The 23,871-nt window shown below is 70.6% G+C and carries 32 protein-coding genes; 29 read left to right on the forward strand and 3 right to left on the reverse strand.

What is annotated here, in order from left to right; genetic code table 11:
* Together HD597_RS50010 and HD597_RS50015 are read left to right on the forward strand one after the other, a co-directional pair.
* Positions 1 to 351, forward strand: coding sequence for a RyR domain-containing protein (locus HD597_RS50010; protein WP_253754354.1), 351 nt, complete (start codon positions 1 to 3; stop codon positions 349 to 351).
* Entirely contained in the window at positions 348 to 947 is a 600-nt protein-coding gene (locus HD597_RS50015) for a 3'-5' exoribonuclease domain-containing protein (protein ID WP_253754356.1), read from the forward strand. The genes HD597_RS50010 and HD597_RS50015 overlap by 4 nt, the downstream gene beginning before the upstream one ends.
* A gap of 214 nt (positions 948 to 1,161) precedes the next feature.
* Here HD597_RS50015 and HD597_RS67115 read toward each other — a convergent pair whose 3' ends face one another.
* Together HD597_RS67115 and HD597_RS50025 are read right to left on the reverse strand one after the other, a co-directional pair.
* Positions 1,162 to 1,488: a helix-turn-helix domain-containing protein gene (locus tag HD597_RS67115; protein ID WP_372513584.1), complete on the reverse strand. Its 327-nt coding sequence runs from the start codon at positions 1,486 to 1,488 to the stop codon at positions 1,162 to 1,164.
* Positions 1,476 to 1,622, reverse strand: a complete 147-nt coding sequence (locus HD597_RS50025; protein ID WP_253754360.1) for a hypothetical protein — start codon at positions 1,620 to 1,622, stop codon at positions 1,476 to 1,478. The genes HD597_RS67115 and HD597_RS50025 overlap by 13 nt, the downstream gene beginning before the upstream one ends.
* 34 nt (positions 1,623 to 1,656) lie before the next feature.
* On the opposite strand from HD597_RS50025, the gene HD597_RS50030 reads away from it, so the two are divergent.
* The 16 genes from HD597_RS50030 to HD597_RS50105 all read left to right on the forward strand — a co-directional run bounded on the left by HD597_RS50030 (position 1,657) and on the right by HD597_RS50105 (position 12,388).
* A complete protein-coding gene (locus HD597_RS50030; protein WP_253754362.1) occupies positions 1,657 to 2,154 on the forward strand; it encodes a phage terminase small subunit P27 family in 498 nt (165 codons plus the stop codon).
* Positions 2,132 to 3,868, forward strand: a complete 1,737-nt coding sequence (locus tag HD597_RS50035) for a terminase large subunit (RefSeq protein WP_253754364.1) — start codon at positions 2,132 to 2,134, stop codon at positions 3,866 to 3,868. The genes HD597_RS50030 and HD597_RS50035 overlap by 23 nt, the downstream gene beginning before the upstream one ends.
* Before the next feature lie 81 nt (positions 3,869 to 3,949).
* On the forward strand, positions 3,950 to 5,425 hold the full coding sequence (locus HD597_RS50040; RefSeq protein ID WP_253754366.1) for a phage portal protein: 1,476 nt from the start codon (positions 3,950 to 3,952) through the stop codon (positions 5,423 to 5,425).
* Positions 5,403 to 6,362 carry a VG15 protein gene (locus HD597_RS50045; RefSeq protein WP_253754369.1) on the forward strand — a complete coding sequence of 320 codons (960 nt, stop codon included), beginning with the start codon at positions 5,403 to 5,405 and terminating at the stop codon, positions 6,360 to 6,362. Before HD597_RS50040 ends, HD597_RS50045 begins: the two co-directional genes overlap by 23 nt.
* 89 nt (positions 6,363 to 6,451) lie before the next feature.
* Positions 6,452 to 7,183 (forward strand): hypothetical protein, encoded by a 732-nt coding sequence (locus tag HD597_RS50050; RefSeq protein WP_253754372.1) that lies wholly within the window; start codon positions 6,452 to 6,454, stop codon positions 7,181 to 7,183.
* Between the two features lie 24 nt (positions 7,184 to 7,207).
* Entirely contained in the window at positions 7,208 to 8,422 is a 1,215-nt protein-coding gene (locus HD597_RS50055) for an SU10 major capsid protein (RefSeq protein ID WP_253754374.1), read from the forward strand.
* Positions 8,423 to 8,435: 13 nt separating this feature from the next.
* Complete coding sequence (locus tag HD597_RS50060) at positions 8,436 to 8,768, forward strand: hypothetical protein (RefSeq protein ID WP_253754376.1); 333 nt, start codon at positions 8,436 to 8,438, stop codon at positions 8,766 to 8,768.
* 3 nt (positions 8,769 to 8,771) lie between these two features.
* A complete protein-coding gene (locus HD597_RS50065; protein WP_253754378.1) occupies positions 8,772 to 9,161 on the forward strand; it encodes a Gp19/Gp15/Gp42 family protein in 390 nt (129 codons plus the stop codon).
* 2 nt (positions 9,162 to 9,163) lie between these two features.
* Positions 9,164 to 9,556, forward strand: a complete 393-nt coding sequence (locus HD597_RS50070; RefSeq protein WP_253754379.1) for a DUF6093 family protein — start codon at positions 9,164 to 9,166, stop codon at positions 9,554 to 9,556.
* 10 nt (positions 9,557 to 9,566) lie between these two features.
* On the forward strand, positions 9,567 to 9,950 hold the full coding sequence (locus HD597_RS50075) for a hypothetical protein (protein ID WP_253754381.1): 384 nt from the start codon (positions 9,567 to 9,569) through the stop codon (positions 9,948 to 9,950).
* A complete protein-coding gene (locus tag HD597_RS50080; RefSeq protein ID WP_253754383.1) occupies positions 9,947 to 10,366 on the forward strand; it encodes a hypothetical protein in 420 nt (139 codons plus the stop codon). Before HD597_RS50075 ends, HD597_RS50080 begins: the two co-directional genes overlap by 4 nt.
* A 64-nt stretch (positions 10,367 to 10,430) precedes the next feature.
* The gene (locus HD597_RS50085; protein WP_253754385.1) at positions 10,431 to 10,760 is read left to right on the forward strand and encodes a hypothetical protein; all 330 of its coding nucleotides are present in this window, start codon (positions 10,431 to 10,433) and stop codon (positions 10,758 to 10,760) included.
* Positions 10,760 to 10,981 carry a hypothetical protein gene (locus HD597_RS50090; protein ID WP_253754387.1) on the forward strand — a complete coding sequence of 74 codons (222 nt, stop codon included), beginning with the start codon at positions 10,760 to 10,762 and terminating at the stop codon, positions 10,979 to 10,981. The genes HD597_RS50085 and HD597_RS50090 overlap by 1 nt, the downstream gene beginning before the upstream one ends.
* Positions 10,982 to 10,986: 5 nt before the next feature.
* On the forward strand, positions 10,987 to 11,475 hold the full coding sequence (locus HD597_RS50095; RefSeq protein ID WP_253754389.1) for a phage tail tube protein: 489 nt from the start codon (positions 10,987 to 10,989) through the stop codon (positions 11,473 to 11,475).
* Positions 11,472 to 12,026 (forward strand): hypothetical protein, encoded by a 555-nt coding sequence (locus HD597_RS50100; protein ID WP_253754391.1) that lies wholly within the window; start codon positions 11,472 to 11,474, stop codon positions 12,024 to 12,026. Before HD597_RS50095 ends, HD597_RS50100 begins: the two co-directional genes overlap by 4 nt.
* Before the next feature lie 59 nt (positions 12,027 to 12,085).
* The gene (locus HD597_RS50105; RefSeq protein WP_253754393.1) at positions 12,086 to 12,388 is read left to right on the forward strand and encodes a hypothetical protein; all 303 of its coding nucleotides are present in this window, start codon (positions 12,086 to 12,088) and stop codon (positions 12,386 to 12,388) included.
* On the opposite strand, the gene HD597_RS50110 is transcribed toward HD597_RS50105, so the two are convergent.
* Positions 12,385 to 12,849 (reverse strand): hypothetical protein, encoded by a 465-nt coding sequence (locus tag HD597_RS50110; RefSeq protein ID WP_253754395.1) that lies wholly within the window; start codon positions 12,847 to 12,849, stop codon positions 12,385 to 12,387. The genes HD597_RS50105 and HD597_RS50110 overlap by 4 nt on opposite strands.
* Positions 12,850 to 12,974: 125 nt before the next feature.
* Between HD597_RS50110 and HD597_RS50115 the strand changes: the two genes are divergently transcribed.
* The 11 genes from HD597_RS50115 (at position 12,975) to HD597_RS50165 (ending at position 23,826) form a co-directional block, all read left to right on the forward strand.
* A complete protein-coding gene (locus HD597_RS50115) occupies positions 12,975 to 16,571 on the forward strand; it encodes a hypothetical protein (protein WP_253754397.1) in 3,597 nt (1,198 codons plus the stop codon).
* A 63-nt stretch (positions 16,572 to 16,634) separates the two neighbouring features.
* Positions 16,635 to 16,904, forward strand: coding sequence for a hypothetical protein (locus HD597_RS50120; RefSeq protein ID WP_253754399.1), 270 nt, complete (start codon positions 16,635 to 16,637; stop codon positions 16,902 to 16,904).
* A complete protein-coding gene (locus HD597_RS50125) occupies positions 16,901 to 17,191 on the forward strand; it encodes a hypothetical protein (protein WP_253754401.1) in 291 nt (96 codons plus the stop codon). Before HD597_RS50120 ends, HD597_RS50125 begins: the two co-directional genes overlap by 4 nt.
* A complete protein-coding gene (locus HD597_RS50130) occupies positions 17,163 to 17,624 on the forward strand; it encodes a hypothetical protein (protein ID WP_253754403.1) in 462 nt (153 codons plus the stop codon). Before HD597_RS50125 ends, HD597_RS50130 begins: the two co-directional genes overlap by 29 nt.
* Before the next feature lie 32 nt (positions 17,625 to 17,656).
* Entirely contained in the window at positions 17,657 to 19,510 is a 1,854-nt protein-coding gene (locus tag HD597_RS50135) for a phage tail family protein (protein WP_253754405.1), read from the forward strand.
* Between the two features lie 45 nt (positions 19,511 to 19,555).
* Complete coding sequence (locus tag HD597_RS50140; RefSeq protein ID WP_253754407.1) at positions 19,556 to 21,379, forward strand: hypothetical protein; 1,824 nt, start codon at positions 19,556 to 19,558, stop codon at positions 21,377 to 21,379.
* A 2-nt stretch (positions 21,380 to 21,381) separates the two neighbouring features.
* Positions 21,382 to 21,810, forward strand: a complete 429-nt coding sequence (locus HD597_RS50145; protein ID WP_253754409.1) for a hypothetical protein — start codon at positions 21,382 to 21,384, stop codon at positions 21,808 to 21,810.
* Between the two features lie 75 nt (positions 21,811 to 21,885).
* Positions 21,886 to 22,305: a hypothetical protein gene (locus HD597_RS50150; protein WP_253754411.1), complete on the forward strand. Its 420-nt coding sequence runs from the start codon at positions 21,886 to 21,888 to the stop codon at positions 22,303 to 22,305.
* A gap of 23 nt (positions 22,306 to 22,328) precedes the next feature.
* Positions 22,329 to 22,625 (forward strand): kinetochore Spc7 family protein, encoded by a 297-nt coding sequence (locus tag HD597_RS50155; protein ID WP_253754413.1) that lies wholly within the window; start codon positions 22,329 to 22,331, stop codon positions 22,623 to 22,625.
* A gap of 29 nt (positions 22,626 to 22,654) precedes the next feature.
* A complete protein-coding gene (locus HD597_RS50160; protein ID WP_253754415.1) occupies positions 22,655 to 23,467 on the forward strand; it encodes a peptidoglycan recognition protein family protein in 813 nt (270 codons plus the stop codon).
* A 95-nt stretch (positions 23,468 to 23,562) separates the two neighbouring features.
* Complete coding sequence (locus HD597_RS50165; protein WP_253754416.1) at positions 23,563 to 23,826, forward strand: hypothetical protein; 264 nt, start codon at positions 23,563 to 23,565, stop codon at positions 23,824 to 23,826.
* The last annotated feature ends 45 nt before the right edge of the window (positions 23,827 to 23,871 follow it).

The following is a 23,871-nucleotide window of genomic DNA, read 5'->3' on the forward strand; positions in this document are numbered from 1 at the left end:
GTGAAGCGCATCGTCATGCCCACAGACTGGATCGCCCACATCTGCCACGAGGCCAACCGTGCCATCCAGCTCATCACCGAAGACCCCTCGCCCTCCCCGCACTGGGACGAGGCGCCTCACTGGCAGCGCGTCTCCGCCATCGCCGGGGTCGAGGAGGCACAGCGCGGCGCCACACCCGAGCAGCTGCACGAGGCGTGGTGCGAACACAAGCGGGCCGAGGGCTGGACGTACGGGCCGGACAAGGACCCCGACGCCAAGACCCACCCGTGCCTCGTACCGTACGACCAACTGCCCGTCGAGCAGCGCGTCAAGGACGCCGTCTTCCACGCGATCGTCGGAGCGCTCAGGTGAAGATCTTCTACGACTGCGAGTTCCTGGAGAACGGCCGCACCATCGAGCTGATCTCGATCGGCATCGTCACCGAGACCGGCCACGAGTACTACGCCGTCAACAGCGACGCCCCATGGGACACGATCCGCGAGCACCGCTGGCTGATGGACAACGTCTGGCCGCACCTGCCCCTGCGTGGGCACAAGACCGGGCTCACGTACACCGGCACCGGGCCGAGCGGGCACGAGGTCAAGATGACCGAGCCCGGCGTCATCGACATGCGCGACATCCGGGTCAAGCCGCACTGGGTGATCGCCAACGAGGTACGCGAGTTCATCCTCGGCGTACCCGACCCTGAGCTGTGGGCGTGGTACGGGGCCTATGACCACGTCGTGCTGTGCCAGCTGTGGGGCCGCATGATCGACCTGCCCAAGGGCGTACCCATGTGGACCGCTGACCTCAAGCAGGAAGCCATGAGACTGGGCAACCCCGAGATGCCCAAGCAGGCCAAGGGCGAACACCATGCACTGGCCGATGCCAGGCACAACAAGGTCATGGCCGAGTATCTGGACCAGTTGGCCAAGCCCACCGTACGCACCGAGAACCACTCATCGTGACATTTCCCCAGGTCACAGCTCTGCCAGCGTTTCCGCAGGTCAGAGGGGTGGGGAGGGGCCCCCTGAGGGGCAAACGGGAGACCGCGGGGGAGGCTTTCGGCTGGCGCCGCAGCTAAACGACTTTGCGCGGGCGGGGCAGGGCGCTGGCCAGCGCGAACAGCCCCCGCTCGCTACACCGGTGGCCGCTACTGCTCGTGCTTAGTCGGGATGGCGATCACAGTGCCGCTCCACAAACTCGGCACTGGAATCCAGCGGGTGGAGCCCCATGGCATTGCCGACAGTCAGGCGCGGCGGCTATGAGGTCGGCGGGTGCGACGCCAAGGGCTTCAGCGAGTTCAGCGAGGTCATCCACGTTCACGCGCCGCTTGGCCAGCTCGATCTTGGAGATCGCTGGCCGGTCCAGTTTCCCGCCACGCTCAGCGATTCGGTCGGCTAACTGCTGTGCGCTCAGTCCTTGGGCGAGCCGCAAGCGGCGGACGTTCTCAAGGACATTGTGACCAACAGGGCCGATCGCCAACGATGATTCGCTCACGGCAGCCACTGATCGAAGCCGGGCATGGGCACCTCTGCCCAGCAGGCATTACACGGGCCGCCGTACGGGTCCTCGGTGGTGCGGCCGCAGCCCTGCGGGCAGGGATCGAGGTCCGCCAGCAGTTGCGCCTCTTCGTCCGTCATGCGCTCATCATCGCGCAGCCGAGGAGGTGGGGTCTTGGCTGATCCGCACCGCAAGCGGCCCGCCCTGCAGGTCGTCCGGGAGGGTAACCCGGGCAAGCGGCCCGTCAAGGCTGGCGTCGTGGTGCCGCCCGGGGACCTGGCCGAGCCGGACTGGCGGGAGGTGTTCCCGGCCTCCAAGAATCGGGCGATCCGCGGGGAGAACATCCGGGCCCGGAACGTGGCCAGGCGGGAGTGGCGGCGGGTCGTGCCGGTGCTCACGAAGACGGCCGGCCTCGGCGACGTCGACGAGGCTCTCGTACGCGACTACTGCGTGTGCGTCGCCCGGCTGGACCAGTGCGAGCGCGCGATCAGCCGGGAGGGGATGCTGATGGCGGGCGAGCGCGGCTGGCAGAAGCACGGCGCGACGACCATCGCCAGCGCGTATCGGGCGCAGCTGAAGGTCTACATCAGGGAGCTCGGCCTGAGTCCCTCGGCCCGGGCGGGGATCACACCGCCGGGGGACGATGGAGATGACGACGACCCCTTCGACTGATCTGCCGGTGCCGTACGAGGCGCTGATCGAGCTCGGCCTGACTCCGGAGCAGATCGAGGACGCGGCCGCGCGGCGGCCGCGCACCGTGGCGTTCCAGGCCGACCGGCAGGAGGGCGCCTACTTCGACGTCGAGGTGGCGCGCCGCAAGCTGCAGGCGCTCGGCGCGTTCGCGCACACGAAGGGCCGGTGGGCCGGGCAGCGGTTCATGCTCGGCCAGGGCCTGGATCCGTGGCAGGTCGTGTGGGTGCTGGCGCCCGTGTTCGGCTGGGTGTTCTACGACGAGGAGATCGAGCGCGTCGTGCGGGTGATCCGCGCGGTGTGGATCGAGGTCGCCCGCAAGAACGGCAAGTCGACGATCAGCTCGGGGATCAGCAACGTGCTGCTGCTCGCCGACGGCGAGGCCGGCGCCGAGGTGTACGCGGCCGCCGGCAGCCTGGAGCAGGCGGGCCGGGTGTTCGAGGACGCCAAGCGCATGCTCATGACGAGCAAGGCGGCCCGCTCCCGCGTCGAGCCGCTCGCCGAGGTGATCCGGGTGCCGCGCACCGGCGGGATCCTGCGGGCGCTGTCCCGCGTGGCCGAGACCGCGCACGGCCTCAACGTGAGCGGCGCGGTGATCGACGAGGTGCACGTCCACAAGCGGCGCGACCTGATCGACGCGATCGAGACCGGCACCGGTGCCCGGGATCAGCCGCTGGTGATCTTCATCACGACGGCTGACGAGGGCGCCGAAGGCAGCATCTACGACGAGAAGCACTCCTACACCGAGAAGTGCGGCTCGGGTGTGGTGGAGGATCCGACGCACTACGGCGTGATCTGGGCCGCCGGCGAGACGGACGACCCGTTCGACGAGTCGACCTGGCGCAAGGCCAACCCGGGCCTGGGCATCTCGCCCACGCTGCGGTACCTGCGCAAGGAGGCCGCGAAGGCCAAGAGCACGCCGAGCTACTTCCCCACCTTCTGCCGCCTGCACTTGAACCGCAGGATGCGCGACCGCAGCAGGTTGATCGACCTGCGGGTGTGGGACGCGACCGCCGGTATCACCGACCTGGCCAGCGCGCGCGGGCGGCGCGCGTGGGGCGGGCTGGACCTGTCGGCCGTGTCCGATTTCACCGCCTGGTGGATCGGTGTCGAGTCCCCCGAGGCGGGCGTCGAGCTGGAGATGTTCTGGCGGTTCTGGGTGCCCGGCGATCGGGTCGAGGACCTGGAGCGGCAGCTGCAGGTACCGCTCAAGCGGTGGATCCGCGAGGGGTACGTGAAGGCCACCGAGGGCGACGTGATCGACTACGCGGCCGTCCAGGCCGACGTGCTCGCGGACTGCCGGCACTTCGACATGGCCCGGGTGGGCTACGACCGGATGTTCGCCGGCCAGCTCGTCCAGGAGCTCGACGCCGCGCTGCGCGGCGTCGACGTCGTCCCGATCGCGCAGACGTTCGTCGGCCAGAGCCCCTCGATCAAGGAGCTGCAGCGGCTGCTCGGCAAGTCCGGCGACCAGGTGGGCCCGGGCCGCATCCGGCATGGTGGCCACCCGGTCGCCCGCTGGATGGCCTCGGTGGTCGAGGTGAAGGACGACGGCCAGGACAACCTGAAGCTGATCAAGCCCGAACGCTTGAAGTCGCAGGCCCGCATCGACGGCATCGCCGCGGCCGTGATGGGCCTCGACGGCTACCTGCGGCGGCCGCGGAAGAAGAGCGGCCGCATGGTCGTGCACGGGTGACGCCCGCCAGACGCCGGGCGGCCGGCGGGCCCTGCCCCGGCCGGCCGCCTGGAACCACACGCGAGTGAAGGGGGTGACGCTGTGGCGTTCGAACCGCTGGAGCTCGAACCGCTGGAGTGGCTGGAACGGCTGGCGCGCCGGCACGACGCCGAGCTCGGCCCGCTGCGGCAGCTGGATGACTACTACGAGGGCTGCCAGCCGCTGGCCTACATGCATCCGGAGCTGCTGAAGGAGCTCGACGACCGGATCAAGAAGGTCGTGATCAACTGGCCGAGATTGATCGTCGACTCCGTCGAGGAGCGCCTGGACGTCGAGGGGTTCCGGCGCGGCTCCGACGCCGAGGCCGATGCGAAGCTGTGGGACATCTGGCAGTACAACGACCTCGACGAGCAGTCCCAGATGGGCCACGTCGACGCGCTCACGATGCGGCGCGGGTTCGTGTGCGTCGGCTCCAACCCGGAGGAGGACGAGCCGCCGCTGATCACGGTGGAGTCGCCACTGCAGATGTACGCCGACACCGACCCGCGCACCCGGCGGGTGCGGGCGGCGCTGCGCCGCTGGAACGACGACGAGCTGTCGGTGGGCGGCCAGGTGCGCCAGCAGTACGCCACCCTCTACCTGCCGAACGACACGATCCATTACCACTTCGACGAGGGCTGGACGGAGATCGACCGCGACGAGCACAACCTGGGCCTGCCGCCGATCGAGCCGCTGGTGAACCGGCCGCGGCCGCTGCGGCCGCTGGGCGTGAGCGAGCTGGTCGACGTCGTCCCGCTGTCGGACGCCGCCTGCAAGATCGCCACGGACATGATGGTCGGCGCCGAGTACCACGCCATCCCCCGCAGATGGGTGTGGGGAGTCGACAAGGACGACTTCATCGGCCCCGACGGCAAGCCCGTCGGAGCGTGGTCGCAGCTGATGGGGCGGCTGTGGTCGAACGAGAAGGGGCCCGGGGAGATCGAGGCCGGCCAGTTCCCGGAGTCGTCCCTGGCGAACTTCCACGAGACGATCAACGCCCTCGCGCGGCTGGTGGCGTCGATCTCCGGGCTGCCGCCGCACTACCTGGGTTACAGCACGGAGAACCCGGCCTCGGCGGATGCGATCCGCTCCAGCGAGGCGCGGCTTGTCAAGCGCGCCGAGCGCAAGCAGCGCTCGTTCGGCGGCTCCTGGGAGCGCGTCATGCGGCTGGCCGAGCGGATCATGGACGGCAAGTGGAATGAGAAGTCGCGGTCGCTGGAGACGATATGGCGCGACGCCTCGACGCCCACCGAGGCGGCCAAGGCCGACGCCACGGTCAAGAAGAAGACCGCGGGGATCATCGACAACGAGCAGGCGCGCGAGGACCTCGGCTACACCTCCGTGCAGCGAGGCCGCATGCGCCGGCGCGAACAGGCGGCCGCCCGCGCCCTCGAGCGCGCGATGGCCGGCGACCTGGCGGCCGGTGTCGGCCCCAAGCCCGGCCCGGGCGAGCCGGCCGACGACGGCCAGGCCGTGCCGCCGCCTCCGCCCGCGCGGCGGCCGGCAGGGGTGAGCGGTGGCGCTGCAGCAGGTGGTTGACGACCACTACCAGACGCAGCAGGAGCTCGCCGCGGACGTCGCCGCCCGCGCGCAGGAACTGTGGAGCGAGGTCGAGGCCGGCAGCGTGATCGAGCAGTGGATGGCGCTACTGGCGCAGATGGTGCAGCTGCTGTCCATGGGCCAGCTGGCGGCCGCGCGGCTCGCGATGCCGTATCTGCGTGAGCTCGCCGCCGCCCAGGAGGTGCCGCCGCCCACCGCGGCGGTGAACGCGGCCGCCCTGGCCGGGATCGCCGCGGACGGGCGGGCCCTGGCCGGGCTGCTGATGCAACCGGCGCTGCAGACCGCCGGGTGGCTGGCCCGCGGCGCCGACGACGGCACGGCGCTGCAGGCCGGGCTCGCGTCGCTGACCCGGATCGTGGACACGCAGATCGCCGACGCCTCCCGGGTGGCCGACCAGATCGGCATGACCGGCGTGCGGCAGTGGGTGATGTACGTGCGGCACGTGAGCCTGCCGGCATGCGGCCGCTGCATCGTCCTCGCCGGCAGAAGCTACGCCTGGTCCACGGGATTCCAGCGGCACCCGCGCTGCGACTGCACCATGGTCCCGCACAGGGAGGGCGACGAGCCGCCACCGACACCGGCGCAGCTGTTCGAGCAGATGACCCCGGCCCAGCAGGCCCGCGCGTTCACCGCGGGCGGCGCCGAGGCGATCCGGCTCGGCGCCGACCCGGGCCAGATCGTCAACGCCCGCCGCGGCATGACGACCGCGTACGGCGGCCGCCGCGTCACCACCGAGGGCACCACCGTCCGCGGCGTCGCCGGCCGGCGGCTCGGCAACTTCAAGCGCCGGGCCGGTGAGCGCTACCGGCGGTCCCAGACCGTGCGGCCAATGCCCGAGCAGCTCCTGGCCGACGCCGGCGGCGACCGCGACGAGGCGATCCGGCTGCTCCGCCAGTTCGGCTACCTGCTGGGCTGACGGGCCCCCTTGACCACCGCGGCGCTCGCCGCGGTCACCACCACCGCGGCGCGACGCCGCGGCGGCTCCACCAGGAAGGACCAGCCGCGATGGCTGACATCATCACCGTGCCCGGCGCCATCATCGGCTACCGGCGCAACGGCCGCCCGATCCGGCTGCAGGCCGGCGGATCCGAAGGCGCCCCCGAACCGCAGCCCGTCGGCGACGGCGGCGACTCCGGACAGGGCCAGGACGACAACAAGCCCGCCAAGACCGAGCCGGCCAAGACCGAGCCCGCGAAGGGCGATGGCGATGGCGACGACAAGCCGCTCGGCACGGGCGGTCAGAAGGCGTTGGAGTCCGAGCGGGCCAAGGCGCGCGAGGCGCAGAAGCGGGTCCGCGAGCTGGAGAAGCAAGTCGAGCGGTTCGAGAACGCCGACAAGAGCGAGCTGGAGAAGGTCACCAGCCGGGCGGAGAAGGCCGAGCAGCGTGTGCAGCGGTTCATCGACCGCACCGTGCAACTCGAGGTGCGCGCGGCCGCGGCCGACTTCGCCGACCCGTCCGACGCCGCGGCGTTCCTGGAGCTCGGCTCGTACGTCGACGACGACGGCGAGGTCGACACCGACCGGATCAAGGCGGACCTGGCGGACCTGCTCAAGCGCAAGCCGCACCTCGGCAAGCAGGCGGGGCGCAAGGGCCCGAAGCCTGACCCGTCGCAGGGCCCGCGGGGCGACGGGGTGCCGGACCTGGCCGCGCAGATCGCCGAGGCCGAGAAGGCCGGCAATCACGGCCTGGCCATCCGCCTCAAGCGGCGGCAGGCCGCGCTCACCACCACGACATAAATGATCATGATCTAGGAGAGGACCATGGCGGGATCTGTCACCGGCATCGGCACCACGTTCGGGTTGCCCAACTACCACGGCCAGCTCTGGGGGCTGACGCCCGAGGAGACCCCGCTGCTCAGCGCCATCGGCGGCCTGACCGGCGGCGGCCAGACCGACGCGGTGGAGTTCGAGTGGGAACAGTACGACTTGAGGGACCCGGCGCAGCGGACCCGCACCGAGGGTGCGGACGCGCCGACCGCTGAGGAGCGGGTGCGCGACGCCGTCCGGAACGTGGTCGAGATCCACCAGGAGCAGGTGGCCGTCTCCTACACCAAGCAGGCGGCGACCGGGCAGGTGGCCACGCCGCAGTCTGCGCCGTACCGGGGTGTCGGCGGTGAGCAGCCGGTCACCAACGAGCTGGACTGGCAGGTCGAGCAGGCGCTCAAGCAGGTGGCGCTCGACGTCAACTTCTCCATGATCAACGGGAAGTACGCCAACCCGGCCAGCAACGCCAGCCCGCGCAAGATGCGGGGTCTGCTGGAGGCCATCACCACCAACAAGGTCAGCAAGGCCACCAGCACGGTCACTGGTCTGAGCTCGGCGACCGACACGATCACCGAGACCGCGACGGCTCTGGCCGACAACGACAAGATCGTGTTCACCTCGACGGGTGACGCGACGAACATCGTCGCCGGCCGCGTCTACTACGTCGTGGCGAAGGCCACGAACACCTTCAAGGTCGCCTCGACCCAGGGCGGCGCGCCGATCACCCTCGGAACGTCGACGTCGAACATCGACTACATCAAGCCGTGGACCACCACGCTGACCACGACCCACATCGACGAGCTGATCCAGCAGGCCTGGGACAACGGCGGCCTGTCCGAGCAGCGCACCGCGACGATCATCGTCAACTCGACCCAGAAGCGGGCCGTCACCAAGGCCTACGCCGAGGCCGGCGCGAAGGTCATCTACATCGACCCGTCCCGCACCATGGGCGGCGTCGCCGTGGACACCGTGGTGACGGACTTCGGCCGGTTCAACATCATGATGGACCGGGCCGTCCCTCGCGACGCGCTCATCGTGGCCAGCCTCAACATGCTCCGCCCGGTCCTGCTCAGCATCCCGGGCAAGGGCGTGTTCTTCGAGGAGCCGCTGGCCAAGACCGGCTCGGCGGACAAGGTCCAGCTGTACGGCGAGATCGGCCTCGAATACGGCATGGAGAAGGCCCACGCCGCCTACCGCGGCCTGGCCGTCTGAGAGGGGCAGAGAGATGGCGCTGTACGAGAGGTTCGTGGGCGGCGAGAAGATCGCCCGCGCGTTCACCATCGACGGGTCCGACGAGGACCGGCAGCTGCGCGCCCTGGCCGTCGACGGCATCGACGGCTGGAAGCGCGTCAAGAACCCGGAGGGGTCGGAGCCCCCCGTCTCCGACCCCTCCGCCCCGTTCGACCCGGCCAAGCACACCGGAGACGAGGTGCTCGCCTACCTGGAGAAGGCCGACGCCGAGGAGGCCGAGCGAGTGCTGGCGGCCGAGGAGGCCGGCAAGAAGCGCAAGGGTGTGCTGGCCGCCCGGGAGACGCTGGCGTCCCTGCAGGAGGAGTAGACGATGGCGTTCGCGACGTTCGAGCAGTTCCAGACGCGGTTCGAGCGCACGCTGGCGTCGGCGCAAGAGCCGCGGGTGACCGCGCTGCTGGAGGACGCGAGCGCCATCATGAGCGGCCGCGTGCCGCAGCTGCTCGACGCCGACCCGGTGCCGCAGATCGCGGTCAGCGTCTGCTGCGCCATGGTCGCTCGCGTCGTACGGAATCCCGAGGGCAAGTTCCGGGAGGACTACGGCGGCGACTACGAGTTTCAGCGCGACGCGTCGCAGGCCTCCGGCGAGCTGGAGCTGACCGAGAACGAGTATGACGACCTGGTGGCCGCGGTATCCGGCGCGGCGGCCGCCGGGAGATCGTTCTCGATCGCGCCGCTCTACCCGGCCGTCGGGGAGGTGTAGGCGTGGCGCTGCAGGACGCTCTCGCGGGCGCGCGCGAGCTCGTCCCCGAGGTCGTGTTCGAGGACCAGGTCCTCATCGAGCGGAAGACCGGCACCACCACGGACCCCGACACGCTGGAGATCGTCGACACGTACGCGACGGTGTACGAGGGGCCGTGCAAGATCTCGCCGCTCGGCGCCGGCCGCGACGCCGCCTACGGCGAAGGCGAGGTCGTCCTGCACCGGTACCGGCTCAAACTGCCGTGGGCGGCCGCCACGCCGGTGCTGCCGGAGGACCGGGCCACGATCACCGAGTCCCCGGACGGGTGGGCCGTCGGCCGGGTCATGGAGGTGGTTGACGTCGACTACAAAAGCTCGGCGGTCACCAGGAAGCTGATCGTCGAGGACCGGGCGTAGGGAGGTGAGCATGGCCGAGCTGGACGCCAGCGAGCTGCTGGCCATCTCCGAGTACGTAGAGGACGGCGCGCGGCGTGCGGCCGAGGGCGCCTACCCGCTCGTCCGGGAGCACGCCCTGGCGCTGCAGAAGCGGTGGCAGGACAACGCACGGAAGACGGCCGGGCGGCACGGCAAGCACTACCCCCGATCGATCACGTCGGAGCAGATCTATGCCGAGGACGCGGCCATCTGGGAGATCGGTCCCGACCGTGCCCGCAAGCAAGGGTCCATGGGCGAGGGCTTCGAATACGGCGGCCCCTACCAGCCGCCTCACCTCGACGGGCAGCGCGCGGCCGTGGCCACCGAGCCGGAGTTCAACGCGGCCGTCGACGCCTTCGCGCGGACGCTGCTGTGAGCGCCGACCCGGCCGACGCCTACGCGATCATCACCGCGATCCAGGCGATCCTCGACAATGGCCTGCCGGCCGCGGCTGCCGTGCACCTCGGTGGAGTCGAGCCGGGGACGGTGCCGCCGTACGTGGCGCTGTACCCCGACATCGGCAGCGAGAGCCCCGTGGATCGGTCGCTGGACGACAGCGTGCCGTCCGATCTCCGGCTCCAGGCGACCAGCGTGGGCGCGACCGCGGAGCAGGCGCTGCTGCTGGCCGGAATGGTCGACACGCTGCTGCGTACGACGGTGCCGGTGGTGCCGGGGCGGCACATGCGGCCGGTCCGGCAGGAGGGCTCTCAGCCCGTCCGCCGCGACGACGAGTCGACGACGCTGTGGTTCGGCACGGCCCAATATCTGGTGCGCAGCTCGCGCGCCACCTGACCATCTGTTCCCGCCCGGCACCGAGCACGGTGTGCGGGCCTGCTGGCATGCCCTGGAGGAGCTCATGCCGACTCGTGCACCGCAGGTCGCCACCGTTGCCGGCGGCGCCCTGACCCTGTCCAACGCCGCCGCCGACGACAAGGTCAGCGGCGTCACCAGTGAGACGGTCCTGATCGTCAACAACGCCACGGCCGGCGCCGTCACGCTCGGCGTGACCCCGGCCGGCAACACCGACTACGGCGTGCCGCTGCCCGAGAAGACCTGGAGCATCCCCGTGGGCTTCTACGAGCTGCGGCTGCTGCCCGGCATGCGTGATCCGGAGGACTCCTACCTGATCGCCCTGGAGTGGTCGGTCACCCCCGGCAGCACGCTCACCTGGGCGGCGGTGCGCTGATGCCGAAGATGATCCGCGTCCGCAGCAAACTCACCGGTCTGGAGACCCAGATCAACGAGCTGGCGTTCGGGGCGTTCGCCGCCCACTATGACCGCCTCGACGACGACCAGGCGCCGACGGCCGACGAGCCGGACGGCGCTGAGCAGTCCGAGCCGCCGGCCGAGGCGGCCGCATCCGGAAAGAACACGCGCCGCACGGCGGCCGCGAAGGACAAGGAGTAGCCGACATGGCGTTCGAGGACCTGCTCGGCGATGGCAACGTCAAGGTGACGGCCGTCCTGACCCTGTCGTCCACCAGCGCGCCGCCGGCGGCTGAGCTGAACGCGGGTATCGACCTGCAGATGCTGCTGACCAAGGACGGATTGGGGATCGAGCCGTCACAGGCCAGCGTGGACAACGGCGCGCTGGGGAGCCGTAGCAACACCAGCCGCGGTGGCACCTCCACCTACAACATCACGCTCACGTACAAGCGCAAGCAGTTGGAGGCCGACGACATCGCCTACAACACGCTCACGCCCAAGCTGGACATCTGGCTGGCGGTCCGGCGGAACAAGGCGCACGAGCTTCCGTACGTCGCGGGCGACCCGGTCGAGATCTACCCGTCAGAGTGCGGCATCTACCAGCGTCAGCCGCCCGTGCTCGACGAGGTCCAGAAGATCGTCCAGCAGATGTTCAACCACAGCGACGCCGACACGGAAGCGACGGTGGCCGCGTGACCGAGCCCTACCGCCTCGCCGAGGACATCGACGAGTTCCTCGACGGCTACCGGCTGCCGCAGGACGAGGTGCCGATCTGCATGCGCAGCGACCTGCAGCTGCGGTTCGAGCAGCTTCACCGGCAGCTGGAGGCGGCCCGCCGTGGGCCCGCCGGGGGTGACAGTTTCGCCGGCGGGGCGGCCGGGGGCGACGCTCGCCGCCTGGCCGAGGAGATCGAGGCGCTGCGCCAGGAGATGTCCGGCCATGTGCGGGTGTTCGTGCTGCAGGCGCTGCACCGCCGTGAGTGGCGGGATCTGCTGGCCGCGCACCCGCCGCGGCCGAAGGACGCGCCGGCCGACCACAACACCGAGACGTTCCCGGTCGCGGTGCTGGCCGCCTGCTCGCTCAAGCCCAAGCTGAGCGAGGAGAAGGCCGGACGGCTGATCGACATGATCACGCCGGGCCAGTGGGGCGCCCTGTGGAACACGCTTCTGGAGCTGCACGGGAGCTCGAACCCGGTCCCTTTCTCCGCGCTCGCCTCCGACATTCTGTCCCGTACCAGCAGGAGCTGAGTCTGGCCCGCGCCTACCAGATCCCGCGCTCTCGTCTCCTCGGCCGCGCCCCGCGCAGCGTGACGCGCTTCGAGTACGACGACGAGACGGGCAGGCTGGTGCGGGCCATCACGGAGCGCGAGCCGGAATGGCTGGAAGAGGACCTCAACGCGGCCCAGGCCGCGTACGAAGAGGAGCGCAACCGCTGCCCGGGCGCGTGCGGGCTCCCGCTCGACACCACCGTGGGCGAGGCCAACGACGGCGCTTTCGTGGCACCACCGCCGTACCGCTGTCACGCCTGCGAGGTGATCATCGCCCGGCAGAAGGAATGGGACGGGCTAGAGGTCCGAGACCTCGTGTTCCACGCGCGCCGGCGGGACTAGGTGCCGTTGATGCAGCGCAGCATCTCCTCGGCTGAGCGGTCGGGGTCGGACACACAGTCCTGCATCTGTTGCTGCTGGCGCAGGTTGTTCTGCTCCAGGGTGGTGGAGGCCATGGCGAGCAGGATCGCCAGGACCAGGCCGACGGCTGCGCAGGCGAGCCCCACGGCTGCGTACGCCGTGCCGCCCTGGCTTTTCACGGCGAGCGCCACGATCGCGAGCACCGCGGCGAACACGGCAAGCGGCATGGCGGCGAACCGGAACGGCGTCAGCGCGATGAGGATCGCGAGGACGCCGAGCACCAGCGCAATGATCGCCAGCGCCTGGCTCCGGGCCGGTGCCGGCGGTGCCGGCGGCGAGTAGGCGTGCCCCTGCGGCGCGTACAGCTGCCCCGGGACGGGCTGAGACGCCGCGTAGGGCGGTAACGGCGGCTCCTGGCCCTGCGGGCCGTACGGCTGCGACATGGGGGGCTCCTGGGGATGTAGGGGTGTGCGAGAGAGGACGCGCCGCACGGCGGCCGCGTTGCCACGGTGACACACCCGGTCCTGATCGTTCTTCTGCTTCTGGGATCTCGGGGAGGTGATGCGTCGTGGCTGACCGCACGGTCACCACCCGGCTGAAGCTCGGCATCTCCGGCTGGACGGCCGGGAAGAACGCCGTCAAGAAGGACCTGCGCGACCTCAACACCAGCTTTCAGCAGACGGCCGGGTTCGCGACCGGCTTCCGCAAGAAGCTGGAAGACGCGGTCAAGCGGCTGCCGGCGATCGAAATCGACGCCAACAGCAGCCCGGCCGAGGCGAAGTTCGCCCAGCTGCGCGGCGAGCTGGAGAAGCTGTCGCAGCAGCAGATCGGCGTCGACTGCGACGCCGTCGACGCGCTCGCCGAGCTGGACCGGCTCAAGCGCGAGCTCGCCGGCCTGGAGGACGGCGCCTCATTCGAGGTGCGCGCCGGCATCCAGCAGGCCATCGCGGACATGGAGCTGGTCGCCGCAGAAGCGCGCCGCCTGGACGGCAAGAGCGTGCGGATCGAGATCGACGCCGACACCAAGACGGCGCTCGGCGACATCGCCAAGATGCAGGCCGGGCTGGTCGGCCTCGGCGTCGCGGTGCCCGTCCTGGCCAGCGTGACCGCCGGCGCCGTCGTGCTGCAGGGCGCGCTGTTCTCCGCCAGCGCCGGCGCGAAGGCGTTCGGCATGGTCGCCACGGCGACGTTCGAGCGGGTACAGCAAGCCGTCGACAGCCAGGACTACAGCAAGCTGTCGCCGGAGGAGTTCCAGCTGGCTCAGCGCTGGCAGGAATTCTCCGACGTCTACCTGCAGTGGCAGCAGAGCCTCAACCCGTCGGTAATCCCGGCAATCACGGGCGGGCTCGGCCTCATGGAGCAGACCCTCCCGAAGATCTCGCCGCTGGTGGCCGGGACGGCGAACAGCTTCGTGGGCCTGGAGCAGCGCGCCTCGGCGGCGCTGGACGGCCCGTTCTGGACGAAGTTCCTGCACAACGTGGGCGTGGCCGGGCCGCAGGCGATGACCGGGCTCGGCAACAGCACCCTGAACGTGGTCACCGGCGTGGCCGGCATCATCAACGCCTTCCTGCCCTGGCAGGGCACGGTCGTCGGCGGGCTGGAGGACGCCACCGCCAAGTTCGCCACCTGGGGCCAGACGCTGGAGTCCAACCCGCAGTTCCAGGAGTTCATGGGCTACGTCGAAGAGCACGCCCCCGAGGTGTGGGCGCTGCTGAAGAACCTCGCCGCAGCGGGGCTCAACGTGGGTGAGGCGGTCGCCTCGCTCGGGATCGGCAGCCTGGCCGGGCTGAACCTGCTGGCCTCGATCGTCGCCGGGATGGACCCCGAGCACATCCGCGCGATCGCGCTGGCCATCCTGGCCGTCAAGACCGCCCAGGCCGGGCTGCAGGTGGCGTCGTTCTGGCAGGACCTGACCGGCAAGCTCGGCGGCCTGTCCGGCGCCGCGGACAGCGCGTCGGGCAAGATGACCGGGCTGAACCGGGTCATGCAGGCGGGCGGCATGGCCGCGCTCGTGGCCGGCGCGGCGGTGGCGGTGGACGCCCTCGGCGACGAGCTGGCCGGGCTGAACCCCGACATCGACGAGCTGGCCAAGCGCATGTCGGACCTGACGGCCAAGGGCACTCCGGCGGCGGAGATGCTGTACGAGTTCGGCCACAACGCCGACACCTTCGCCGGCGACATGGCCCGCAGCTCGGTGTGGTTCGCCCCTGTCGTCGGCCAGTTCGAGCAGCTGCACCAGACGGTGTCGAGGCTGACCAGCGATAACGGGCTGGTCCAGTTCGGCAACGACATCGCCGGCCTGACGGACAGTTTCTACTCGATGGACAGCGGGCGGCAGCGGCTGGAGAACTTCGACCAGACGCTGACCGCGATGGTCCAGAGCGGCAACACCCAGCAGGCCACCGCCCTGTTCGATGAGCTGGCGCGCGGTGCGGGGCTGTCCGGCGACCAGGTGGACAAGCTGCGGGCGTTGCTTCCCAACTACAGCGCCGCGGCGGACGCGGCCCAGCAGGCCACCGCGCCGACCGGCGACGCCCTGAAGGACCTCGGCAGCTCCGCCACCGGCGCCGCGACATCCGTCGACACGCTGCGCGGCGCGCTCGGCCAGCTCACCGGGCTGACCGCGAGCGCCATGCAGGCCGAAATCGGCTACAAGCAGGCGCTCGACGATGCCACCGCGGCGGCGAAGACGAACGGTGAGGCGATCTCCACCAACACGGTCAAGGGGCGCGACAACCGGTCCGCGCTGATCGACCTGGCCAAGTCGGCGAACGACTACCGGCAGGCGCTGATCGATCAGGGCACTCCGCTCGCCGAGGTGGAGGCCAAGCTCGGCGGGCAGCGGGCGGCGTTCCTGAAGGTCGCCGAGTCGATGGGGTTCTCCCGCAAGCAAGCCGAGGAGCTCGCCACCAAGCTCGGCCTGATCCCCGGGAACGTCAAGACCGACGTCAAGACCCCGGGAGGCAAGGAAGCGCTCGACCTGATCAAGGAGTACGAGCGCAAGCTGGCCGAGCTCGACGGCAAGACGGTCACCACCACCGTCCGGCAGGTGCACGTCCAGAAGCAGGAGAACCTCAAGGCGGCCGCGGGCGCCCTCCTGCGCTACGCCGAGGGCGGGATCGAACGGTACGCGACAGGCGGGATGCGGCCGCAGCCGCCCACGATCGTCTCCCGGCCTACGGTCCTGTTCGGTGAGGGATCGTCCGGGCGAGGAGCTACCGAGGCGTTCATCCCGTACGAGCCCGCGTACAGGCAGAGGGCGATCGACATTCTCGCCCGGGTGGCCAAGGACTTCGGGTTCGGCCTGTACGGGCGCGAGGCTGACCAGCAGGTGCAGCAGGTGGCCGTCACGGTCTCCGACGCGGCCACCCAGCTCGGGGCCGGCCTCGGCGCGGTGGATACCTCGCTCGCGTCAACGATGGGCGACACGGGCACGCTCACCGCGGCGATCGCGGAGGTCGGCACCGTGGGCGAGTCGATGACCGCGGGCTGGCAGGCCGGGGCGCAGCAGGTCGGCGACAGCGTGACCAGCATGAGCGACCGGGTCGGCGAGAGCCTTTCCAACGTCGCCACCGTCACCTCCGACGGCGTGGAGTTGGTCGCCGGCAGCGTGGACGTGCTGAACACCTCGGTCAAGGACTTGCTCATCGCCATCGCCGCGGGGAAGGCCAGCAGTGGCTCCTCCGGGTCGAAGGCGGCCGGCAAGGGTGCCGTGTCGGCGTCGATAGAACGGATGGACACCCCGCGCGGCAAGGGCGCCGCCTCCGCCTCCTTGAAGCGCATGGATACCCCGCGTAAGGGTGCTGTGTCGGCGTCGCTGCAGCGGATGGACACGGTCCGCAAGCCGCCCGGCGGGATGATCGCTGGCGACTACGGTCTCAGCGGTTCCCCGGATTGGACTCCCGGCACCGGGTACACGGCGAGCTCGTACGGGCTCCCGGTCAACTCCGCCCAGGTGTCGGCGCCGCAAAGGGCCATGCCTCAGCCGGCGCTCGCGGTAGCCGGCGGGGCGGCCGGCGGGGCGGCCGCGGCCGGCGGCACGTCCACGGTCAGCCGCGGCGGGTCGCTGATCACCGTGGAAACCATGAACGTCAACAGCAAGGCGGACGCCGACCTGGCGGCCGCCTACCTGTACTCGCGGCTCGGGTCCAAGGGGCCGCCGTAAGCGTCCGGGGCCGCGGGCCCCGGACGCATTCTCCTTCACTCCCGTCATGAGAGGCGGTTTCGCATGTCCACGATTCAGCCGTATACACCGGCTGACCTGGCCCGGCTGCGGTCGGTCGGGATCCGCCCTGAGGGGTGGTCGCACCGGGTCAAGCCCCGGTGGAAGGACGGTCGCAGGCCCAAGACCGGCGAGCGCGTCAAGGTGCTGCTCGACGAGCTCGGCAACAAGGTTCGGATGCGGCAGCACGGCCAGGACGTGAAGATCCTCAACGCGGCCACGGTCGTCGTCGGGGAGATCCGGGCGGACCTGGTGGATTGGGAGCGGTTCCAGTGACGAGCGCACGAGTGGCCGCGATGCACGCGCGGCGGACGCTGGAGTTCCTCGGCGCGTGCGAGGAGCTGGAGGAGCGCCTGGCCGCGGCCAAGGAGGCGCTCCGCGAGGTGCGCGGGACGGGCGGAGAGCAGGAGGCGGCCGCCCGGGCCGAGCTCAAGAAGGCCAAGGGCGAGATGAGGGCGTTCCGGGAGTGGGCGCGCACGCTCGGCCAGCCGGCGGAAGGCACGCCGGGCCGGGACGCGACGATCAGGGTCGGAGGTGCTGTCGGACATGGCATGGGGCGGTAGCGGCTGGTATGCCGATCTCCTCGTCGATGCGATGGGAGCCAGCCAGTTCCCGCTCGACCTCGACGACGACACCCACAAGATCGCGTTGTACGACAACACGATCACGCCCGACTACTCGGCGGCCGACCAGTCCTACAGCACGACCGGGGAGATCGTCGGCACCGGCTACACCGCCGGCGGGCTGGCGATCGCCTCGTCCACGTTCACGGTCACCACGGTCGGCAGCATCTACGCCACGTGGGACGGCAACGACGCGCAATGGCCGGGCTCGACGCTGACCGGCGTGCGGGGCGCGGTCGCGTACGCCGATGCCGAGACGCCGAAAAGGCGAATCCTGGGGATCGACTTTCTGTCGGCGTACACCACGAACGACGGCACGCTGCTGCTCGCGTTCGCCAGCGTCGGTATCGGCCGCGCGAAGGTCGTCGCCTGACCCGGTCCCGGTGATCGAGAGAGGGGGCGGGTGTGCCGATCGAGATCCACGCGTCCAGCCCGGCCGCGGCGACCGGATCCGGCACCATCACCAGCGCCGCGTTCAACCCGCCCGCAGGTTCTCTGCTGGTGGCGGTGGTGGCGGCGAGCACCGGCGGCGGCACCGCCATCAGCAACAGCGGCACGGCCAGGACGTGGACGCTGCGCACGACAGCCCCGTCCGGCCACTCCGGGGTCCGCATCTACACCGCGCCGAACCCGACCGCGTTGACCAGCACGACGGTCACGCTGACGTCGTCGACCGGCGGCATGAAGATCTACGTGCTGACCGGCGCCCACCCGTCCAGCCCGATCGGCGCGGCCGGGTCAGGTTCGTCCGCGGTGAACGCCCTCAACGTCAACGGCTACACCAGCACGGCGGCCGGTTCGAGAGGCTTCTGCGCGGCGATCGACTGGAACAGCACCGCCGCTCCGACCTCCACGGATGACGAATCCGCCTGGTACGTCGGCGGCTTCCTGCCCGGCATGGCCATCACCAAGGCCGCCAACACCCCGGCCAGCGGCTCGAACGTCACGTTTAGCCTCGACGGGACCGGCACGGGCGCCGCGGACTGGGGCTGGGTGGCGCTGGAGATCCTCGGCGCCGCGCTCGACGCAACCGTCGATGCCGCCACCGTGGAGGCGGTGGCCGAGGTGCCCGCACCGGAGGTCAAGACGGGGCAGACGGCCAAGCCCGCCGTGGTCGAGGCGACGGCCGAGGTGCCCGCACCGGAGGTCTCGACGGGGCAGACGGCCAAGCCCGCCGTGGTCGAGGCGACGGCCGAGGTGCCCGCGCCCACCGTGGTGGCGGGCAGCGCGGAACTGATCGAACCGGACCCGGTGACGGCGCAGGCGGAGGTGCCGGCACCGGCGATCACGGCCGTGCAGAACGCTACCCCCGCGCCGGCGGTGGTCGAGGCGGCGGCGGAGGTGCCGGCACCGACGGTCACGGCCACGTTCGCCGCGACGATCCCGGCCGCGGTGGTGGAGGCCGAGGCGCTCGTCCCCTCCCCGGGGGTGAGCGTCCCGATCCTGCCCGGCTCGCTCATCACCGCCGATCAGCAGGTCGAGTGGGGCGGCACCGCGCTGTGGGGCGCCGGCACAGCGTTCGCGCTGCGGGAGATCACCGGCTGGGACGCAAAGCCCAAGGTCGACTCGCTGACGCAGGAAGAACCGAACCGGCACGGCGCGTTCGCCGGCAGCAGCTACCTGCAGCGCCGCATCGTCACCGTGAAGCTGCAACTGCAGTCCTTCGTAGACCCATCCCAGATCAGCGGCCTGGTGGCGCAGCTGCGGCACGATACCCGCACGTTGCGCGACAACACGTTGTGGACGCTGGTCATCCGGGGCTACACCGAGACGCTGATGGCGTTCGGCAAGTGCATCGACTGCACCGGGGTCCGGGATGCCGACTGGCGCGACGGCCACCCCGAACCGGTCGTGACGTTCGAGTGCCCCGACCCGCGCAGGTACGGGCTCCTGCAGCAGTCGATGGTGATCGACGCCAACGCGTCCGCGCCGGTCTCGCTCGTCAACGGCGGCGACCTCTACACCAGCCCGATCTACCGGTTCACCGGCCCGGCCACCGACCCGATGATCGTCAACGAGACTCTGGGCAGGGTGATGGCCTTCGACATCACGCTGGGCGCCGGTGAGATCCTCGTCGTCGACACCCAGCGCGGCAAGGCCGAGATCGCCGGCGTGGACGTCGAGAACAACCTGGCTGACACCATCAGCGTCCCGTTGAAGGAGTTTTACTCCGAGGTCGGCAGCAACAGCCTGTCGTACGAGACCACCTCCGGTGGAGACGCCGGCGTCGAGGTCCTCTGGCGCGACGCCTACGAATAGCCCCGGGCCACCATCCGCGCACCGCAGCACGATCGGGGGTGAGTCGTGGCGATCCTCCGTTCGGTCTCCTCCGGCCAGTCCATGGCCGGTACCTTCACCATTCCCAAGCCGCCCGGCGCGGCCGCGGGTGACACGATCGTGGCGTTCCAGACGACTGACGCGTTCGGCCCTGCGAACATGACCACGCCCGGCGGCGGCACCACCTGGCAGCTGCTCGGCCAGCGCTCCGCCACCGAGTGGGGCGGCAGCAAGGTCTGGTGGAAGCAGGCCGGCCCAGCCGAGCCCGCGTCCTACACCTTCCGGCAGACCGTCGGCGCCGGCGGCATCGTCGTGATCGTCGCGATCTCCGACACCGACGGCGCCACCCCGCTCATCGCCTCCACCGCGAACGCCGACAACGACGCCACGGTGACGTGCCCGGCGCTGGCACCGACCTCGGAGCCCGGCGTGACGTTGCGCTGGACTGCCGGCATCTCCGCCAGCGCCAGCTGGTCCACGCCGTCCGGGCACACCGAGCAGGCCGACCGCAACATCAGCGAGGCGACCGCGGCCCTGGCCACCCGGGCCCGGCCGGAGGCGGGCTCGACCGGCGCCACGACGTTCACGGCCTCCGGCAGCACCCCGCTGTACTCGCACGGCTTCACCGTCGACGTGGGCGGCACGTCCGGGCCGCCGCCGGAGCCGCCGCCGTCCATCCCGGCGAGCACCGACGTGCTCTTCAAGGCGGTGTTCTGCGACCTGCTGACCGACTCCTACATCGCCACGGCCGACCTGGACGGCGTGTCGTTCAGCCGCTTCATCGGCCAGCCGGGCCCGTTCCAGGCGACCGCACACGTGGTCAACCGCGAGCTGGCCGACAACATCGCCAAGATCGTCCCCCGCTGGATCGAGCACCCCACCGAGCCGGACAGCCTGTCCACCGGGCCCGGCCGCGTCGTCGTGCACGCCTACCAGAACGGCGTGATCTGGTGTACGGCCGTCATCTGGCAGGCCGACGTCGATATCGACGACCGCGGCGCCGTCACGATCTCCATGCAGGGCGCCACGCTGGAGTCCTACCTCAACGCCGTCGAGATCCGGCAGACCTACACCTACGAGGGGATCGATCAGCTGGAGGTCGCCCGCGGCCTGATCACCGAGATGCAGGCGCTCTCCAGCGCGGACATCGGGCTGACCCTGCCGCCCGGCTCCTCCGGCGTCAACCGCAACCGCACCTATCTGGCGTCCGAGGGCGGAACGTTCGGGCAGCGACTGCGGGAGCTGGCCGACACCGACCAGGGGTTCGAATGGCTCATCCACACCGCCGATCCCGGCACCGGAGCGCGGGTGCGCGAAGTGCGCTTCGGGTATCCCAAGCTCGGCGGCACCACCGATCACGTCTTCTCCCAGCCCGGCAACATCCTCAAGCTCAGCCAGAACATCGACGCCTTGCGCGGCGCCACCAGCTACCGGGCCCGCGGCGAATCGGTCAGCACCGACGCCTCCACCTCCTCGACGCCGCTCATGTCCACCCCGCAGAACGCCAGCGCGCACCTGGCGGCGGGCTGGCCCAGGATCGACAAGACGATCGACTATTCCACCGTCAAGGAGCAGTCGACGCTCAACGCCTACGCCGCCAAGTGGGCGGCTGAACGCCCGGGCGCCGTCCGCGTTCACCAGGTCACGATCAAGCTCGACGAGACGAACTGGACGCCGGCCGCGCTCGGCGAGCGCGCCCGCGTGATCGTCGTCAACGACTGGTGGCCGATCATCGACGGCGCCGCCTCCTTCGATCACCGCTGGCGCGTCATCGGCGCGCAGGTGACCGTCACCAGCCGCGACTCACAGCCAACCGCGGCGCTCGTGTTCGAGGAAGAACTGGAGATCTGACCATGCCGCTCCCGCAGCCGGAGGACCTCGCCGACCGCATCCGCACTCTGGAGCTGATCGTGCGCGACCTCAAGGCCTCGATCACCAACCAGGGAGGCCTGACGACCGCGTCGGCCGGATGGATCATCCCCAACCAGCCCTTCCCGCCCGCGCCGTCCAGCGGCGGCCGGCTCACCGCCTCCGGCGATGAACCGATCTGGACCGAGGCCGGCGGCGCGGCCTACTCGCTAGTGCCACCTCCGCCGCCTTCGCCGGCATCAGCACCGACCTGGCCGGGATCCTTCTCCAGCCCGGCCACGATCTCCACGGACCCGACCGCCGAGCACTACAACCTGCTGCGCGCCGACGTCGTCAACCAGCTGCACGGGCCGCTCCGATCCGTGATTTTGCGCGGCGTCGCCTTCGGTGCCTGGCTAGACCCCTCCCCTTGATCGTCACCGCCCGCAGAGGGGTGCGTCGCGGGCGACTGCCCCCATCCCGCCGCAGCTACCGAGATCGGCGAGCACATGACCCACAGCCGGCGCGAAAGCCTCCGACTCAACCCCTTCGGCACCGTCGCCGCGGGAGCGGCCGTCGTCCTCGGCGCTCTCGGCGCAACCATCGGCGACGACGTCTCCCAAGGCATGACCCTCAGCCTGCACACCACTGCGGGTCCGGTGGCGCACTTGTGGGGCGTCATGTTCGCCGCCGGTGGCGTGCTCAAGATCTACGGCCTGTACTGGCATCGCACCACGATCGAGATCCCCGGTTTGTGGATGATGACCGGTGGCTACGCCTTCTACTCCATCACGGTCGTCACTGGCCTGGGCATGCACGGACTGGCCGCCGGGGTCATCTCCGCCGCCCTGACGATCGGCTGCCTGATCAAGGTGCGCCTCATCACCCGCGCGGCGCGCCACTTGCATGACCGGGAGCGCGAGGAGTGACGTGGGGCGAAGTCCTCGTCTCCGTGGCCCAGGTCGCCGCCGGCGGCACCATCGTGCAGGCGATCGTCGCGCTGACCAAGCGGCGCTCCGAGCTCCGTCAGCTGGACCGCGGGTCCGACAGCGTGGCGGTGGAGACCGCCGATCACGTGGTTGCGCTGCTGCGCACGGAGCTTACCGACACCAAGGCGGAGAACAAGGAACTCAAGGCCGAGCTGAGCGACCAGCAGCGGCAGATCCAGGCGCTCGCCGAACAGGTGTCAGCGCTGCGTGCCGAACTCGCCATCGCGCGTGCGGAGATCGCACGGCTGCAGAACGGCTGAGCCCGACGAACGCAGAGAGGAAAGGACGCATGCCGTACCTGACGCAGCTGGCCGACGTCGCCCGCCGTACCGGCCACCCGGTGACCGAGGTGACCGGGTGGAAGAGCCGCGGCCACGGGCCGCAGCCGAGCGTGGAGGGCATCGTCTGCCATCACACCGCGGGCCCGCGAGCCGGCGGCGACTACCCGTCGCTGTCCGTGGTGCGGACCGGCCGGCCCGGGTTGGCCGGGCCGCTGTCGCAGTTCGGCCTCGGCCGCTCCGGCCGCATTTACGTAATTGCGGCCGGGCGGTGCTGGCACAACGCGCCGTCGACGTCGCCGCTGCACGACAACTCCAGCTCCATCGGGATCGAGGCGGAGAACTGCGGTTCCCAGCCGTGGCCCGAGGCGCAGCTGGACGCGTATCGGCGGCTGTGCGCCGAGCTGTGCCGCGAGTTCGAACTGGGGGCCTCCCGGGTCAAGGCGCACCGGGAGGTCAACACCTCCAAGCCGGACCCGGCCGGCATCGACATGACCGACTTCCGCGCGGCCGTCGCCGCGCTCCTCGCCGGCAAGACGCCGGCGCGCGCCAGCTGGACGGAGGAGATCGTGAAGGACCTGCCCCTGCTGCGGCCCGGCGTGAAGGGCTGGGACGTCAAGACCCTGCGCGGCTGCCTCTTCGCCCGCGGCGACCTCGCCCCGATCCGGTACGGCGGCCAGCTCGGCCTCAAGGCCTGGCTGGAGAGCACCGAATATGACAGCCAGCTCGCCAGCGACGTGCGCCAGTTCCAGCGTGCCGAGGGCCTCGACGACGACGCCGTCGTCGGCCGCGACACCTGGTCTGCGCTGCTGCGCATCCGCTAGCCGTGCTCGACGACCTGGTGCGGCTGTACCTCCTACGCCGCGAGGTGCCTGATTTTCGCCCTGAGATGAGGGGCGCGTCCCTGAAGGAGGGGCACATGTCCAACCACGACAAGCCGATCGAGTATGGCCGGGCGCCGGTCGAGGCCAAGGTGAAGTGGGCCAGCTTCGGCGGCTACCTCGGCTCGGTCGCTCTCCTGGCCGTGCTGCAGGCGGTCGACGCCGACCACTCCCTGATCGCGTTCTGGCCCGACTGGGCCGAGGCAGTCGCCATCCCGCTGCTGCCCACCGCGATCGCCACGGTGTCGGGCTGGCGGGCCCGCCACACTCCGCGGCCCGACCTGCCCATATCACAGCGATAGAACCGACACTCTGTCATCGCCGGCAGCATCCTCGAGGACCACTGT

This window comes from Nonomuraea thailandensis (assembly GCF_024172165.1).
GTDB lineage: Bacteria > Actinomycetota > Actinomycetes > Streptosporangiales > Streptosporangiaceae > Nonomuraea > Nonomuraea thailandensis.